The organism is Kitasatospora sp. NPDC090091 (genome assembly GCF_044747365.1).
Classification (GTDB): domain Bacteria; phylum Actinomycetota; class Actinomycetes; order Streptomycetales; family Streptomycetaceae; genus Kitasatospora.
Window position 1 is genome coordinate 152,460 of the sequence record NZ_JBIVDY010000017.1, and the last position, 16,410, is coordinate 168,869.

Sequence of the window (16,410 nt, forward strand, 5' to 3'; positions counted from 1 at the left end):
GCAGCGCGTCACTGAGCCGGGTCGCTTGCGCAGCGCGTCCCGGCGGCCGGCACGGTGCCGTCCACCAGGTAGGTGTCCACCGCGGTGCGGATGCAGGCGCTCCAGCCGTAGCCGGTGTGGCCCTCGCCCTCGCGGGTGAGCAGCACGGCCTTGCCGAGCTGGGCGGTGAGCTTCTCGGCCGAGGCGTACGGCGTCGCGGCGTCGCCGGTCGAGCCGACCACGACGATGGTGGCGTCGCTCTTCGAGACGATCGGGTGCGCCTTCTCGGCGGAGCGGAACGGCCAGGCCCGGCAGTCGGGGTCGAACACCGCGAGGCTGGGCTCGTGCCGGGTGAGCAGCGGGGCCTTGGCGGCCATCTCGGCGTAGGCGGCCTGCAGCGCCTCGCCGGTCGGGACGTCGGTGGCGCCGTCGGCGCAGTGGATGGCGGTGTAGGCGTCCGCGGAGACGGAGTAACGGCCTTCCTTGTCGCGGTGGTTGGAGTCGTCGGCGCGGGCGAGCAGGTAGTCGCCCCTGTCCCGGACCATGGCCCACCCGATGTCGTTGCGCAGCGACTCCCAGCCCTGCTCGTCGCCGTAGAGGCCGTCGATCACGGCGGTCCAGGCCGCGTTGGCGGTGAGCTTGCGCCCGCTCGCGGCGGTCAGCGGCTTCTCCTTGAGCCCGTCGAGGAAGTCGGCGAGCTTGTCGGCGGCCTTCTCCGGGTCCTTGCCCAGCGGGCAGGGGTTCTTGCCGGTGCAGTCGGCGGCGAAGGCCTTGAGCGAGCGCTCGAACGCCGCGTACTGCGCGATGTTGTGCTGGACCAGCGACACGGACGGGTCGACCGCGCCGTCGAGCACCACCCGGCCGACCCGGTCCGGGAACTCCTCGGCGTAGAGGCTGCCGAGGTAGGTGCCGTAGGACAGGCCGAGGTAGTTGAGCTTCTTGTCGCCGAGGGCGGCGCGCAGGACGTCCATGTCGCGGGCGGTGTTGCGGGTGCCGACGAAGGGCAGCACCTTGCCGTACTTGGCCTGGCAGGCGTCGGCCAGGACCTTGCCGTGGTCGGCGCCGGGCGCGTCGGTGGTGCTCCACTCGTCCCGGGTGCGGTCGTCGAGGCAGCTCAGCGGGGTGGTCTCGCCGACGCCGCGCGGGTCGAAGCCGATGGTGTCGAAGCGGTCGTGGAGCGGACCCTCGAACCGCCGGGGGTTGCGCTTGACCATGGCGACGCCGGAGCCGCCGGGCCCGCCGGGGTTGAGCAGCAGGGAGCCGACCCGCTGGTCCTGCTTGACGGCCGGGTTGCGGACGACGGCGACCTCCAGGGTGTCGCCGGCCGGGTTGGCGTAGTCCAGCGGGACCCTGAGCCTGCCGCACTGCACCGTCGACTCGTCCACCTTGTCGGTCGCCGGGTCGTCCGCGCAGGGCGCCCAGGCGATCTGCTGGCCGTAGAACGGCTTGAGCGCCGGGTCGGCCTCGCCGGTGGGCTTGGGCGTCGGAGTGGGCGTGGCGGTCGGAGTCGGCGCCGCGCTCGGCGTGCCGGCGGTGGCGGCGGGCGAGGCGGTGCCGGTGGCCGCGCCGGTGGTACCGGACGAGCTGGAGCAGCCGGCCAGCAGGGCGGCGGCGACGGCGGCGGGCAGGGCTCCCCGTGAGAACCGGATGATCATCGAATGCACCGCACACGAATATCACCCGGTTATCACATAAGTCACATCCTTATCGCCGGGCGGCCGGACAAAGCAGACACAGCGGGCAAAGGGCAACGGCGGCAGGCACCGGACACCTGACGGCCGACAACGGTGAAACGTTTCATCACCCGTCGCACTGCTGCAGCATGGCCTTCTTGTCGGCCTCGGTGACCGGGAGTTGGTACTTCAGGGAGACCTGGGCGAAGCGGACCACGTAGGCGCAGCGGATGGCGGGATCGGCCGGCAGCCAGGCGGCCGGGCCCGAGTCGCCCTTGGCGGCGTTCTGCGACCCGTCGGCCGGGATGAGGTTGAGCGGATCGTTGGCGATCTGGACGCGCTTGGCCTTGTCCCACCGGGACGCGCCCATCTGCCAGTCGTAGGAGAGCGGCATCACGTGGTCTATCTGGATCTTCGACGCCTGCTGCTTGGTCCACTGGACGGTCTTGCCGGTGTACGGGTCGTTGATGGTCATCGCGGTCACCACGCAGGCCGAGCCGTCCTTGCGCTCGACCGCCCGGCCGTCGCGGGCCAACAGGTCGTTGCGGGTGTCGCAGTTGTTGTGGCCGCCCGGAACACCGTCCACGTTGTCGGTCCAGGCCGGGCCGAACTCGTTGCGGTCGTAGCCGTCCTTGGGGCCGGCGGCCGCGGTGGCGACCTTGGCGACGAGGTCCCGGCCGGCCTTCCGGTCTCCCGGCGAAGTCAGCGGCGCCAGACCGGGCTTGGTGCCGTCGGGGTTCTGCAGCGGGCTGGTGCCGGTGGCACCGGCGGGTGCCGCGGCGTCCGCGGCGGACTTCTTGGCGCCGCCGCCGGAGCAACCGGCCAGCGCCACGGTGGATATCAGGAAGACGGCGGCGGCGGACGCGGCGGTTCGGCGGGCGGGCACGGAGGACTCCCGGAGTGGGGGGCGGCTGACGGCGAACCAGCAGACCAGCCGCCCCACACCGCGTCAAGGCGGCGCAACGCGGTGCGTTCGAGCATGTCGAAGCTCACACCCGGCGCCCCGCCGTACCCCGCCGTACCCTGCCGTGCACCGCCGCGCGGCGGCGCGAGCCACCCCGCGGCGCGGCGCCGGGCCCGCCGCCGACCGCCGTGAGGGCCCGGGCCGCCTCCGGGCCCTACCCGCCGATCGCCGACATCGGCCGGTCCGGCTGGACGAAGCCGGCCGAGTTGATGTCGTGCCCGGGGCCCTTGCGGGCGATGGTGGCGCGCCAGGCCTGCTCGATCCGGTCGTCGTCGGCACCGCCGCGCAGCAGCGCGCGCAGGTCGGACTCCTCCGCCGCGAACAGGCAGTTGCGCAGCTGGCCGTCGGCGGTGAGCCGGACGCGGTCGCAGCCCCCGCAGAACGGGCGGGTGACGGAGGCGATCACGCCGATCGCGGTGTCGGTGCCGGCGATCCGCCACTCCTCGGCGGGGGCGTTCCCGTGCCGGCCGACCGGGACGAGGTCCCACCGGGCGCCGAGCACGTCGAGGATCTCGTCGGCGGTGATCATCCGGCCCCGGTCCCAGGCGCCCTGGGCGTCCAGCGGCATGGACTCGATGAACCGCATCCGGTAGCCGTGCTCGGCGGCGAACTCGACCAGCGGGACGAGCTCGTCGTCGTTGACCCCGCGGACCGGCACCGCGTTCACCTTCACCGGCGCGAGGCCGGCGGCCTGCGCGGCGGCCAGGCCGGCGAAGACGTCGGCGATCCGGTCCCGGCGGGTGATCTCCGCGTACCGCTCGGGGCGCAGGGTGTCCAGGCTGACGTTCACCCGGTGCAGCCCGGCCGCCTTGAGCGCCGCGGCCGTCCGGGCCAGCCCGATGCCGTTGGTGGTCAGCGAGACCTCGGGGCCGAGCGCGGTGATCCGGCCGACCAGGTCCGGCAGGCCGCGCCGCAACAGCGGTTCGCCGCCGGTCAGCCGGACCGCGGCGATGCCCAGCCGCTGGACGGCGATCCGCACCAGCCGGACCACCTCGTCGTCGCCGAGCACCTCGGCCTTGGGGAGCCAGTCGAGGCCCTCCGCCGGCATGCAGTAGGTGCAGCGCAGGTTGCAGCGGTCGGTGAGCGAGACCCGCAGGTCGGTGTGGACCCTGCCGAAGCGGTCCAGCAGCGGGCGCGGTGCGGTGTTCATCACCTCAGTACAGGGGCAGTCGGCCCGGAGATCCAGCGGCCGAACCACCGGGGGACCGCCGCTACCTGCGGGTTTGCCTTGTGCATTCGTCCAACTGTGGCTTCGTACGGCTGCGCCGGGCGGACCGGCCGGGCAGGCTGGGCCCATGCAGAGCAGTGACCGGCCCGACCCCGCCGCCAACGCCGCCGACACCGCGCCGGTGGCCGCCCTCGTGCTCGCCGCCGGCGGCGGACGCCGGCTCGGCGGGCGCCCCAAGGCGCTGGTGCGGTACGACGGCCGGCCGCTGGTGGAGCACGCCGTGGCGGTGGTCCGGGCCGGCGGCTGCGCGACGGTGACGGTCGTGCTGGGCGCCGCCCGCGAGCAGGTCCGCTCCACCGCGCACCTGCCGGGCTGCCGGCTGGTCGCCAACCCGGACTGGGCCGGCGGCATGGGCTCCTCGCTGCGGGCCGGGCTGGCCGCCCTGCCGCCGGAGGCCTCGGCCGCACTGGTGATGCTGGTGGACACGCCCGGCGTCACCCCGGCCGCGGTGGCCCGGCTGCTGGCCGCGCACCGGGCGGGCGCCGAGCTGGCCGCGGCCGCGTACGGCGGGCGGCGGGGGCACCCGGTGCTGATCGGCGCCCGGCACTTCGCGGAGGCGGCGGCGGGCGCCACCGGTGACTCCGGCGCGCGGGCGCTCCTGGCAGCGCATGCCGCCGAGATCGCGCTGGTCGAGTGCGCCGATGTCGCCGTCCCGGACGACCTCGACACCCCCGCCGACCTGGCGCGCTGGTCGGCGGGCTGAACCGGACGGCGGGCCGACCGGCGCCCGCTCCCCCGTTCGATGTGCCCCGGTCTCCTCCTCTCCGGGGAGGAATCGGCCGCACACCCCTGATCTGTCCCTGAGGATTGCCCCATTCCGCGCCGCTACTCCCGGGTTTCGGGGAGCATGGGTCACGTCCTTCCACCCCGACTCGAACGGACGGTGCTCGCGATGTCCGGACTGCCCGACGACTTCACCGGCCGCGACTCCGCACAGTACGGACCGGGACCGGCCGCCGGCGCCCGGGCGATCCGCTGCCCCGCCTGCCGCCGCGAGCACCTGTACGAGCCGCCGTCGCTGCCTTGCCCCTGCGGCGCCTCGCTCAAGGTGCCGCTGCTGCGCGGCGGCGTGCCGGTGCAGGTGCGGTTCCGCTCCTGGGAGGACTCCTGGCTGAACATGCGCTGCCCGCACTGCGGCCGCTCCGACCAGTGGCCGCAGCCCGAGTTCACCTGCAACTGCGGCGCCACCGTCCGGCTGCCGGTGGACCGCACCACCCGCCTCGGCGGCGGCACCACCGGACAGCTCGGCGCCGCCGCCCCGCTCGGCACCGCCGGGCCGCAGCCCTCCCGCCCGCACCCCGCCCACCCGTTGAACGCCCCCGTCCCCGCCCCGCCCGGCGGGTCCGGCGGGTCCGGCGGGTCCGGCGGGTCCGGCGCCGCGGCCACGCCGTGGCGCCGGCGGGCGCCGTTCCGTCCGCACCCGGTGCGCACCTCGCAGGACGCGGTGTTCACCGCCGCCCGCTACCTGGAGTGGCTCGGCTTCGACGACCTGGAGCTGACGGAGGCACAGGAGCGCGACGGAGTCACCCTGTTGGGTAGTCGCATGGTCGCCCAGGTGGACACCTGGACCGAGCCCGCCGACGTGAAGTCGGTGGAGTGCCTCTGGCTGCAGACCCTGCACGCCGAGGAGATGGCGGCCGCGATGTTCACCCTGGCCGGCTACTCCCACCAGGCCACCGTGCGCGGCGAGCAGCTGCTGGTCGCCCTGTTCAGCCTGGATCTGGCCGGTGTCCCGCAGCCCGCCAACGGCGCCGCCGAGGCCCTGATGGAGACCGGCTGGACGTCCTGACCCCAGGGCGTCGGCCCCCGCCGCCCAATAGATCATTCCGCCGCCGGGCGCAACAACCTGCGCTCGTGATCTGGTGCACAAGCTCACCCCCGTGTTGAATTGCCGCCACGGCGCGGTCCTTGGGTCCGCGTCCTGCTGGATGGCGCACACAAGGAGGTGGCGTTGTCGGAGCACGGATGGGACCCGGACGGCCGGACCGGACAGGACGGGCGCGGGCAGGACGAATTCGGGCGGGACCGGTCCGGACCGGACGGGCGCGGGCGGGCGGCGCCCCAGGGGCCGGGGGACACCGTGTGGCGGCTGCGGTCCCGGGCGTGCTGGCAGGAGGCCGCCGAACTGTTACGGCCGGCCGCCGAGCGCGATCCGACCGCCGCCCTCGGCCGGGCCGAACTCCTCATCGAGCAGTGCCTGTTCACCGCCGCCCACTGGACCGCCGCGGAGCAGGCGCTGCGCCTGGCCGAGGCCCTGGCCACCGGGCCGGAGGAGCGCGCGGCCGCCGCCTGCGCCCGCGGGTTCCTGGCGTACGTCGCCAGCGTGCTCGGCGCACGCGACCGGCTCGACGAGGCCCAGGCGGCGCTCGGCCGGACCTCCGCGCTGCTGCCGCCGGACGCACCCGGCCGGCCGCTGCTGGACTTCCGCCGCGGCCTGGTCGCGGAGAACCTGCTGCACGACCGGACGGCGGCCTGGATCGCCTACCGCCGGGCCCACGAGGGCGCCGGCGAACGCGGGGACGAGCTGCTGCGCTCCTACACCTGGCGCCACCTGGCCGCGCTGGCCCAGGCGGCCGGGGACCGCGACCGGGCCAGGGAGGGGTTCGACGCCTCGCTGCGGTTGCGCGAACAGCTCGGCTTCACGGTCGGGGTCGCGCCCGCGCTGGCGGCCCTGGCCGAGGTCTCCGCCCCGGACGAGGCCGCTCGGATGCGGGCCGAGGCGGCGCGGCTGGTGCAGGCGCTCGGAGGCGTTCCGGTCTGGCTCGCGCGCCAGCTGGGCGCGGCGCGCACGCCGGGCGCTCCCCCGGACGGACGCATCGGGCGGGAGGCACGGGGAACCATCAGCTAAGGTGAGGCTAACCTGGCCGAGGAGAGCAGTGCCTCGGCCGGGTTCGCCTTGCCGTTCCCGGGCTCCGCCATGCCCCGGCCGGCCGGGCCCGGCCACGGGTGCCCACCGCCCGCACCCGGGACGGGCCGGACGGACCGGTACGGGTTCCGGTCGACCCGATGGGGCCCGCACCATGACCGTGAGCAGCACCCGGCCCGGCCGCACACCGCGGGACCCCGCACCCGACGCACCCTCTGCACCCGCCGTGGCGCCCGTACCCGCCGCGGCAGCCTCACCCGCCGCGGCCACCGCGCCCGGCCTCCCGCAGCCCTGCGCCGCGAGCTACCGCCGGCTCGGCGAGCTGTTCCCCGCCCTCCGGGTGCACTGCGCGCCCCCGCGCACCGGCAACGGCTGGCTCACCGGCACCGACCTGGTCTCCCGCCCGGAGGCGCTGCGCGAACTGATCGCCCACGACGCCCGCCAGGCCCTGGCCCAGTACGGGCGGCCGCTGCGCCCCGACGTGGCGGCCGGCTTCGGCCTGCACCGGCTCACCTGGGCCGTCTCGCTGCTGTTCACCCTGCCGTGGTTCCTGGAGCGCCGGGTGCCGCTGCTGACGCCCGGGGACGTCTCGGTCCGCCGCCGCACCGGTGAGCTGACGGCCCGCCCGGGCGCCTTCCACTGCCTGTCCGACGACCCGGCGGCCGGCCGGCCCGGCGCCCGCCCGGCCGCCGACGAGCCCGCGCTCGCCGCCGGGCTGCGCACGGCGCTGGCCGACTTCCTGACCCCGGTGCTGGCCGCGTTCCGCCCGGAGGTGCGGCGCGGCCCGCGCACGCTCTGGGCGATGGCGACGGACGCGGCGGTGGAGGGTCTCTGGTACGTCGGCGGGCTGCTCGGCGAGGAGGAGCGGGCCCGCAGCGAGCTCGCGGCGCTGCTCGCGCCGGAGCCTGCGGCGTGCCCGGAGGGCGCGCCGTCCGCGCCGCGCCCGTCGGTCGCGCCGTTCACGCCCGGCGCGGGCTTCGCCCCGGCCCCGCCGGACGCACCCGCGCATCCGGGCGCCCCCAACCGCCAGGACGCCCCGGCCTGCCCGGACACCGCCGTACCGGAGCGCGCCCGGGCCAGCTGCTGCCTCGTTTACACCGTCCGACCCGAGGCGATGTGCGGCGGCTGCCCCCGTGTCACGCGAGGTTGACCGGATTCCGCTCCCGGGCGGACCCGTCGGGCCCGGAATTCCGGCGAATTGCCGTCCCTAAATTGTCAGACAATGCGACTTCTCCCACATCAGAAATCCCCCTCCCCAGCGCATTGACGGAGAATCAGCCATTCGGGAGCCGAGCATCCGCCATGATGGTCCCCGCCATCACGACGCAGGAAAGCGAGGCTGGTGCAGGCGATGAAATTGTCCGACATACCGCTCGGTTGGGCCGTCACCGGCGTTGCGGTGCTGCTGGTCACCGCCCTCCTGGTCGCCCTGGCCCGGGGCCGTGGAGGCACCACCGGATCGGGCGGCGCGGATTCCTGGGAGCGCTCCGAGGAGCGCCGCCGCCACAAGGAGTCCCTGTACGGCGCGGCCTCGTACACGCTGCTGTTCTGCTGCGCCGCGGTCGCGGCCGCACTCTCGTTCCACGGCCTGGTCGGCTTCGGGGTGCAGAACCTCAGCCTCTCCGGGGGCTGGGAGTACCTCGTCCCGTTCGGCCTCGACGGGGCGGCGATGTTCTGCTCCGTGCTCGCCGTCCGGGAGGCCAGCCACGGCGACGCCGCACTCGGCTCGCGCCTGCTGGTCTGGCTGTTCGCCGGCGCCTCGGCCTGGTTCAACTGGGTGCACGCGCCGCGCGGCTTCGGCCACGCCGGCGCCCCGCAGTTCTTCGCGGGGATGTCGCTCTCGGCGGCCGTGCTGTTCGACCGCGCGCTCAAGCAGACCCGCCGGGCCGCGCTGCGGGAGCAGGGGCTCGTCCCCCGCCCGCTGCCGCAGATCCGGATCGTCCGCTGGCTGCGCGCCCCGCGCGAGACCTACGCGGCCTGGTCGCTGATGCTCCTGGAGGGCGTCCGCAGCCTGGACGAGGCGGTCGACGAGGTCCGCGAGGACAAGCGGGAGCGGGTCCGGGAGAAGGAGCGCCGCAGGCTGGCCGGGCGCCGCGAGCGGGCCGAGATCCGCGCCATCAACCGCACCAACAGCGTCTGGCGCCAGCGCGGCGCGACCCGGCAGCTGGAGTCCGGCCAGGAGCCCGCGATAGCCGGCGGCCCGGCGGCGGAGCGGCCCGCCGTCGAGCCGCCGGTGCCCGCCGAGGGCGCGGTGGCGCAGCCCGGGCTGCCGGCCCGTCCGGAGCGGCGCACCATCGACCTCACCATGGAGGAGGACACCGTGGCGCTCCCCCGGCTCGACTCGCTGGAGCGCAAGCTGAAGGACCTGGAGCAGCAGTTCGGCTGAGCCGGGCCGCCGGGGCCGGTCAGGCGGCGGGTGTGGCCGTGAGCTCGAACCACATCCGCTTGCCCGAGCCGCGCGGCTCCACGCCCCAGCCGTCCGCCAGCGCCTCGACCAGCATCAGCCCGCGACCGGAGGAGGCCTGCTCCCCCGGCGTCCGGCGGGTCGGCCAGAGGTCGGACTCGTCCTCCACCTCGACCCGCAGCCGGGCCCGGCCGCCCTCACCGTCGCCGTCCGCCTCCCGGTAGAGCCGGGCGGTGAACATGGCGTCCCGGTCGGTGTGCCGGATCGCGTTGGTGACCAGCTCGGAGGAGAGCAGCTCGGCGGTGTCGATCAGCTCGGCCACGCCCCAGCGGCGCAGCGCGTCGCGCAGCTCGGCCCGCACCTCGGCGATCCGGGCGAGGTCGGCCTGGCCGATCCGGCGGCGCAGTTGCTGGGCGGCCAGGCCGCCCTCCGGGCCGTCCCAGCGGAGCAGCAGCAGCGCTATGTCGTCCTCGCGCTCGCTGGAGTCGGCCGCCTGGGAGGCGATCCGGTCGGCGAGGTCCTCCAGCGGGTCGCGGCCGCCCTCGTCGCGGGCGGCGAGCGGGTGGGAGAGCACCGTGGTGAGCCGGGCGATGCCCTCGTCGAGGTCCATGCCGCGGGCCTCGACCAGGCCGTCGGTGCAGAGCACCACCGTCTCGCCGGGGTCCAGGCTGAACCGGGTGACGCGGTACTCCTCGTCCGGGGCGATGCCCAGCGGCAGCCCGCCGGCGACCGGCACCACGGTGGTGGAGCCGTCGGCGCGGCGGACCACCGGGTCCAGGTGGCCGGCCCGTACGGCGTAGACCACGCCGTAGTCGACGTTCACCTCGGCGTAGGTGCAGGTGGCGAAGTGGTCGGTGTCCAGGTCGGCGAGGAAGCGCGAGGCCCGGGCCATCACGGCGGCCGGCGGGTGGCCCTCGGCGGCATAGGCGCGCAGCGCGATCCGCAGCTGGCCCATGATCCCGGCGGCGTGCACGTCGTGCCCCTGGACGTCGCCGATCACCAGCCCGACGTGCCCGCCGGGCAGCGGCACCACGTCGTACCAGTCGCCGCCGATCTGCAGGCCGGAGCCGGCCGCGAGGTAGCGGACGGCGGTGGTGACGCCCGGCACCGAGGGGACGGTGCGCGGCAGCATCACCCGCTGCAGACCGGCCGCCAGCTCGTGCTCGGCGTCGTGCAGGCGGGCCCGGGCCAGCGACTGCGCGACCAGGCCGCCCAGGGTGGAGAGCAGGGTGCGCTCGTCCGCGTCGAGCTCGCGGTCGTCGTCGAAGCTGACCAGACAGACGCCGATCGCCCGCCCGCTGGCCACCAGCGGCAGGAAGGCCCAGGAGGAGCGGCCGGTGCGGCTGTTCGGCGTCCACACCTCGGGGAGGCGCTCGTGGTACTCCTCGCGGCTGGCGATGAAGACCGGGGCGCGGTTGCGCAGCGCCTCGGCCGCGGGGTGGGCGGGGGGCAGCACCGAGCGGTCCCAGAAGGCGAGCTCCTCCGGCCGGTAGCCGGTGGCGCCGAGGATCTGCACCCGGCCGGCCTCGAAGGAGGCCAGCACCAGGCCGTCCGGCGGCAGTCCGGGCAGCGGCAGCTCGGTGAAGACCCGGGCGACGTCGCGCACGGTGACGGCCTCGGAGAGGGCCCGGGCGGCCTCCTTGATGAACCGCGAGCGCTCCTCGCGCAGCAGGGCCATCCGGTCGGCGCGGTCGCGTTTGTGCAGCTCGACGGTGGCGTCCCAGACGAAGCCGACCATCCGGGAGGCACGGCCGAACGCGTCTGCGAGGACCCGGCCGCGGAAGCGGACCGCGCGCATCGTCCCGTTCGGCCCGACCGTGCGGTAGTAGGCGCCGCACTGGCCGAGCTCGGCCACCGCGCGCTCGACCCGGCGGCGCACCACGGGCGCGTCCTCGGGGTGCAGCAGGGCCAGGAAGGAGGCCGAGGTCCGGTCGAAGTCGTTCTTGTCCGCACCGTCCAGGCCGACGATCGTGCAGGCCCGCTGGTCGCCCTCCAGGACGTCGCGGCGGATGTCCCAGTCGAAGGAGCCGATGCCGTTGGCGGCCATCGCCGGCTCCAGCCAGTCCGGCGTGGAGTCGCCCGAGGCGACCGGCAGGCCGCCCGAGAGCATCGGCGCCAGCCGCCCGGCCGCCAGACCCGGCGCCGACCGCAGCGCGTGCCGGCGCACCGCCTGGGCAGGGGGTCTCACCCGCCCCGCCCCGGCCGTGGACGAGCCGGGAGGAAGCGCCGGCCCCGGGGACTCGGGCTCTGTGGGCATACTGCTCCTGCCGCTGCCGTGGCGGGTCCGCGCCGGTCGTCCGGCCGGACCGCGTGGCGATGTGATGGGTGTGCTGGATCGGGCGGTGCCGACCTGCGGTGGTCAGTCGAGGTGAGCTTTCCCCGCTGCTTCGCGCACGTGGGCACACATTCCCACCATCCTGGCCAATGTTCGGCCGAGCGGCAATGGCAACGGGCCGGAAATCTTCCGTCCGGGCGGCCCGTCGACGCCAGGTTCGTCGGCGAACGAGCCGAAATTCCGGGCCTTCCGGGCACTCCGCCCCAGGGCCCGAGGCCCGAGGCCCAGCGCTCGGAGCTCGCGGCCCGGCCCTAGGACGTGACCAGCTCGAACCAGGTGACCTTGCCGTCGCCCCGCAGCTGGACCCCCCAGTCGTCGGCCAGCGCCTCGACCAGCATCAGCCCGCGCCCCGACGTGGCGTACTCCGCGTCCGGGTCGCGGCGGCGGCCCGGCAGCCGGGCGGCGCTGTCCTGCACCTCGATCCGCAGCCGCAGGTCGGCCCCGAGCACCGCCTCGAAGACCGCGCCCTGGCCGGTGTGCAGCAGGGCGTTGGTGACCAGCTCGGAGGAGAGCAGCTCGGCCGTGTCGGCCAGCTCCGGCACCCCCCAGCGGCTGAGCGCCGAGCGCAGCCGGTGGCGGACCGCGCCGACCGCGACCAGGTCGGCCGGGTCGAGTGCCAGGTGGAGCCGGCGGTGCAGGGCGCAGCCCGGTGCCGGGGCGCCGGCCGCCTGTGCCTGGCCCCCCGCGCCGGCCGTCCCGGTCGCACCGGCCTGGCCGGTCCGGCCGGTCTGGCCGGCGGCACCGGCCGCACCGGCCGGACCGGCGGTGCCGGCCGCGCCGGGGAGACCCGGCGTACCCCCCTGGGCCCGCGGACGGAAAACGTCCCCCGAACCCGTCCGCTGCCGCGGGAATCGCGACTGACCGTCCATCAACACATGCCCCCGCCCTCAATCCGGGACCTACAAAGCCGGTCCCCCCGCCGACCAGGTGGCCCCCTCGTTCTGACCATCATCCTCATGCCCAGCTTTCGGCGTTTGCAACAGTCTGCGTGCGATCACCCGAGGTGAAGGGGGCACGGGAAGGCTCCCGTGATCCAACTGACAATGCCGGACAGGTTTGCGATGCGTACCGGCCGATTTTCGAGGTCTTCCGGCCACTCGAAAGCGCCAGGCCGGCCCACTCCCCCCGGGTCCTCCGGCCGCCGTTCCGGGCGCCCGCGCAGCCCCCGCGGGCCCCGCGCCACCAGGCACGCCGGGCGCGCGCCGGACCGCGACCGGCGCCGGGGACCCGATGGCGGCGCCCGGCGAGCCGAACACTCCGGGACGGGCAACGCTGGACAGGGCGGCCGGGTCCGGGTTCAATGGCCCGAGACGTTTGAACGCCGTTCTAACTCCATCGACCCCCTTTCCCGGCGACCGCGAGCGAGGAACCGTGCGACTGACCCCCACCGAGCGGGACCGGCTGCTGATCTTCACAGCAGCCGAGCTGGCCCGCGCCCGCCGCGCCCGAGGCGTCCGCCTGAACATCCCCGAGGCGCACGCCCTGATCGCGGACACCGTCTGCGAGGCCGCCCGCGACGGCCGGCGCCTCGCCGAGGCCATCGAGGCCGGCCGCTCCGTCCTGACCGCCGACGACGTCCTGCCCGGCGTCCCCGACGTGGTGACCGTCGTCCAGGTCGAGGCGGTCTTCGAGGACGGCACCCGGCTGGCCGTGGTCAACGACCCGTTCAAGGGCGCCGGTTCGCTCGGCGACGAGGCCCCCGGCGGCGCGCTGATCGGCGAGGGCACCGGCTACGACCCGGTGGAGGAGACGGTCGTCCTGCCCGTCCACAACACCTCCGAGGTGCCGATCTCGGTCACCTCGCACTTCCACTTCTTCGAGGCCAACCCGCGGCTGGCCTTCGACCGCGCCGCCGCCTACGGCACCCACCTCGCGGTGCCGGCCGGCTCCTCGGTCCGCTTCGACCCGGGCGCCACCGTCGAGGTCGGCCTGGTGCCGATCGGCGGCGCGCGGGTCGCGATCGGCTTCGCCGGCCTGGTGGACGGCCCGCTGGACGCACCCGGTGCCAAGGAGGCCGCGCTGGCGAAGGCCCGCGCGACCGGCTACCTCACCAGCTTCGACGACGCGGAGGTCCCGTCGTGACCGCGATCACTCCCCATGACTACATCTCCGTGCACGGGCCGCGGGCCGGGGACCGGATCCGGCTGGGCGACTCCGGGCTGATCGTGCGGGTGGAGTCGGACTCCCAGGCACCCGGCGACGAGTTCCTGGCCGGCTTCGGCAAGACCGCCCGCGACGGCCTGCACCTCAAGCCCGCCGCCGTCCGCGACACCTGCGACGTGGTGATCAGCAACGTGCTGGTCATCGACGCCGTCCAGGGCATCCGCAAGACCTCGATCGGCCTGATCGACGGCCGGATCGCCGCCATCGGCCGGGCCGGCAACCCCGACACCCTCGACGGCGTCGACGTGGTCGTCGGCACCGGCACCACGATCGTCTCCGGCGAGGGGATGATCGCCACCGCCGGCGCCATCGACACCCACGTCCACCTGCTCTCCCCCCGGATCATGGAGGCCTCGCTCGCCTCCGGCGTCACCACGATCATCGGCCAGGAGTTCGGCCCGGTCTGGGGCGTCGGTGTCAACTCCCCCTGGGCCCTTCGCCACGCCTTCAACGCCTTCGACGCCTGGCCGGTCAACATCGGCTTCCTCGGCCGCGGCTCGTCCTCCGACCCCGCCCCCCTGGTCGAGGCCCTCGCCGAGGGCGGCGCCTCCGGCTTCAAGGTCCACGAGGACATGGGCGCCCACACCCGCGCCCTGGACACCGCCCTGCGCGTCGCCGAGGAGTACGACGTCCAGGTCGCCCTCCACACCGACGGCCTCAACGAGTGCCTCTCCGTCGAGGACACCCTCAAGGTCCTCGAAGGCCGCACCATCCACGCCTTCCACATCGAGGGCTGCGGCGGCGGACACGTCCCCAACGTCCTCAAGATGGCCGGCGTCCCCAACGTCATCGGCTCCTCCACCAACCCCACCCTCCCCTTCGGCCGCGACGCCCTCGGTGAGCACTTCGGCATGATCGTCTCCGCGCACGACCTCAAGGTCGACCTGCCCGGCGACGCCGCCATGGCCCGGGACCGCATCCGCGCCGGCACCATGGGCGCCGAGGACGTCCTGCACGACCTCGGCGTCATCGGCATCACCTCCTCCGACGCCCAGGGCATGGGCCGCGCCGGCGAGACCGTGCGCCGCACCTTCGCCATGGCCGGCAAGATGAAGACCGAACTCGGCCCGCTGGACGGCACCGGCTCCTACGGCACCACCGAGTCCGGCGACGACAACGAACGCGTCCTGCGCTACATCGCCAAGCTCACCATCAACCCCGCCATCGCCCACGGCCTCGCCCACGAGGTCGGCTCGATCGAGGTCGGCAAACTCGCCGACATCGTGCTCTGGCGCCCCGACCACTTCGGCGCCAAACCCCAACTCGTCCTCAAGGCCGGCTTCCCCGCCTACGGCGTCGTCGGCGACCCCAACGCCTCCACCGACCGCTGCGAACCCCTCGTCCTCGGCCCCCAGTTCGGCGCCCACGGCGCCACCGCCGCCGACATCTCCGTCGCCTTCGTCGCCCAGGCCGCCGCCGACGGCGCCTACCTGGACCGCCCCGCCGACGGCATGCCGACCCGCCGCCGCCGCGTCGGCGTCCGCAACACCCGCGGCATCGGCCCCGGCGACATGGTGCGCAACGCCCGGATCGGCCACGTCGAGGTCACCGAGACCGGCCTGGTCTCACTGGACGGCGAACCGCTGCGCTCCGAACCGGCCGAGAGCGTCTCGCTCAGCCGCCTCTACTTCCTCTGACCCGCCCTCACCTCCCCGCTAGGACACCGCGATGACCACCCCCACCCCCGCCTCGCTCGGCTACCGGATGCCCGCCGAGTGGCACCCGCACGACCGCACCTGGATGGCCTTCCCGACCGCCAACCCGACCTTCGACAGCGCCGAGCACCTGCACGCCGGCCGCGAGGCCTGGGCCGCGGTCGCCAACACGATCGTCCGGTACGAGCCGGTCACCCTGGTGGTCAACACCGGCGAGACCGAGGAGGCCCGCAAGTACGTCGCCGAGCAGGTCGAGATCGTCGAGCGCCCGCTGGACGACGCGTGGATGCGCGACATCGGCCCGTCCTTCCTGATCGACGGCAAGGGCGGCCTGGCCGCCGCCGACTGGATCTTCAACGGCTGGGGCGCCCAGGGCTGGGCCCGCTGGGACAACGACCAGCACATCGCCGAGCACATCAGCGAGCTGACCGGCGTACAGCGCTTCGCGTCCCGGCTGATCAACGAGGGCGGCGGCATCCACGTCGACGGCGAGGGCACCGTGCTCGTCACCGACACCGTCCAGCTCGGCGAGGGCCGGAACTCCGACTGGACCCGCGAGGAGGTCGAGGCCGAGCTGCACGCCTTCCTCGGCACCACCAAGGCGATCTGGCTGCCGCGCGGACTCACCCGCGACTACGACGAGTTCGGCACCCGCGGCCACATCGACATCGTCGCCTCCTTCGTCCGCCCGGGCGTCGTGGTCGCCCACGTCCAGCCGGACCCGGCCCACCCGGACCACGAGGTGTGCAAGGAACTGGTGGCGATCCTGCGCGCCTCCACCGACGCCCGGGGCCGCGCCCTGGAGGTGATCGAACTGCCCGCCCCCACCGTCCTGCTGGACGAGGAGGACGAGCCGGTCGACTACTCCTACATCAACCACTACGTGGCCAACGGCGCCGTGATCCTCTGCGCCTTCGCCGACCCGCGCGACCAGGAGGCCAAGGCCATCCTGGAGAAGGCCTACCCGGGCCGGACCGTCGAGCTGGTCGACGCCCGCGAGATCTTCGCCAACGGGGGCGGCATCCACTGCATCACCCAGCAGCAGCCGCAGGCCTGACCCGTACGGGCCTGACCGGCCGGGCCCGGCCGGCCGCCACCTCCGTGGGCGGCCGCACGGGCCCGGCCAGTACCGTGTTGGTCCCC

At 74.9% G+C, this 16,410-nt stretch carries 13 protein-coding genes; 8 read left to right on the forward strand and 5 right to left on the reverse strand.

Features of this window, described 5'->3' with window-relative positions; translation table 11 throughout:
- Positions 1–8: 8 nt before the first annotated feature.
- From ACIPSC_RS27730 to moaA, 3 genes are all read right to left on the reverse strand, one after another.
- The gene (locus tag ACIPSC_RS27730) at positions 9–1,634 is read right to left on the reverse strand and encodes an alpha/beta hydrolase (RefSeq protein ID WP_400828926.1); all 1,626 of its coding nucleotides are present in this window, start codon (positions 1,632–1,634) and stop codon (positions 9–11) included.
- A gap of 145 nt (positions 1,635–1,779) precedes the next feature.
- Entirely contained in the window at positions 1,780–2,538 is a 759-nt protein-coding gene (locus tag ACIPSC_RS27735) for an HNH endonuclease family protein (RefSeq protein WP_400828928.1), read from the reverse strand.
- Between the two features lie 232 nt (positions 2,539–2,770).
- Positions 2,771–3,766 (reverse strand): GTP 3',8-cyclase MoaA, encoded by a 996-nt coding sequence (gene moaA / locus ACIPSC_RS27740; RefSeq protein ID WP_400828930.1) that lies wholly within the window; start codon positions 3,764–3,766, stop codon positions 2,771–2,773.
- A gap of 145 nt (positions 3,767–3,911) precedes the next feature.
- Here moaA and ACIPSC_RS27745 point away from each other — a divergent pair, with 145 nt between their 5' ends.
- The 5 genes from ACIPSC_RS27745 (at position 3,912) to ACIPSC_RS27765 (ending at position 9,096) form a co-directional block, all read left to right on the forward strand.
- A complete protein-coding gene (locus ACIPSC_RS27745; protein WP_400828932.1) occupies positions 3,912–4,547 on the forward strand; it encodes an NTP transferase domain-containing protein in 636 nt (211 codons plus the stop codon).
- A 189-nt stretch (positions 4,548–4,736) separates the two neighbouring features.
- Entirely contained in the window at positions 4,737–5,633 is an 897-nt protein-coding gene (locus tag ACIPSC_RS27750) for a hypothetical protein (protein ID WP_400828934.1), read from the forward strand.
- A 291-nt stretch (positions 5,634–5,924) separates the two neighbouring features.
- A complete protein-coding gene (locus ACIPSC_RS27755) occupies positions 5,925–6,692 on the forward strand; it encodes a hypothetical protein (RefSeq protein ID WP_400829056.1) in 768 nt (255 codons plus the stop codon).
- A gap of 172 nt (positions 6,693–6,864) precedes the next feature.
- Positions 6,865–7,860 carry a (2Fe-2S)-binding protein gene (locus ACIPSC_RS27760; protein WP_400828936.1) on the forward strand — a complete coding sequence of 332 codons (996 nt, stop codon included), beginning with the start codon at positions 6,865–6,867 and terminating at the stop codon, positions 7,858–7,860.
- Positions 7,861–8,061: 201 nt separating this feature from the next.
- Positions 8,062–9,096, forward strand: a complete 1,035-nt coding sequence (locus ACIPSC_RS27765) for a DUF2637 domain-containing protein (RefSeq protein ID WP_400828938.1) — start codon at positions 8,062–8,064, stop codon at positions 9,094–9,096.
- A gap of 19 nt (positions 9,097–9,115) precedes the next feature.
- On the opposite strand, the gene ACIPSC_RS27770 is transcribed toward ACIPSC_RS27765, so the two are convergent.
- Positions 9,116–11,302, reverse strand: a complete 2,187-nt coding sequence (locus ACIPSC_RS27770; RefSeq protein ID WP_400828939.1) for a SpoIIE family protein phosphatase — start codon at positions 11,300–11,302, stop codon at positions 9,116–9,118.
- Between the two features lie 398 nt (positions 11,303–11,700).
- On the reverse strand, positions 11,701–12,318 hold the full coding sequence (locus ACIPSC_RS27775) for an ATP-binding protein (protein WP_400828941.1): 618 nt from the start codon (positions 12,316–12,318) through the stop codon (positions 11,701–11,703).
- Between the two features lie 502 nt (positions 12,319–12,820).
- Between ACIPSC_RS27775 and ACIPSC_RS27780 the strand changes: the two genes are divergently transcribed.
- From ACIPSC_RS27780 to ACIPSC_RS27790, 3 genes are read left to right on the forward strand one after another with little or no spacing between them, the layout of a single operon-like run.
- The gene (locus ACIPSC_RS27780) at positions 12,821–13,531 is read left to right on the forward strand and encodes an urease subunit gamma (RefSeq protein ID WP_400828943.1); all 711 of its coding nucleotides are present in this window, start codon (positions 12,821–12,823) and stop codon (positions 13,529–13,531) included.
- Positions 13,528–15,249: an urease subunit alpha gene (locus ACIPSC_RS27785; RefSeq protein WP_400828945.1), complete on the forward strand. Its 1,722-nt coding sequence runs from the start codon at positions 13,528–13,530 to the stop codon at positions 15,247–15,249. Before ACIPSC_RS27780 ends, ACIPSC_RS27785 begins: the two co-directional genes overlap by 4 nt.
- 31 nt (positions 15,250–15,280) lie before the next feature.
- Positions 15,281–16,324 (forward strand): agmatine/peptidylarginine deiminase, encoded by a 1,044-nt coding sequence (locus tag ACIPSC_RS27790; RefSeq protein ID WP_400828947.1) that lies wholly within the window; start codon positions 15,281–15,283, stop codon positions 16,322–16,324.
- Positions 16,325–16,410 lie beyond the last annotated feature (86 nt).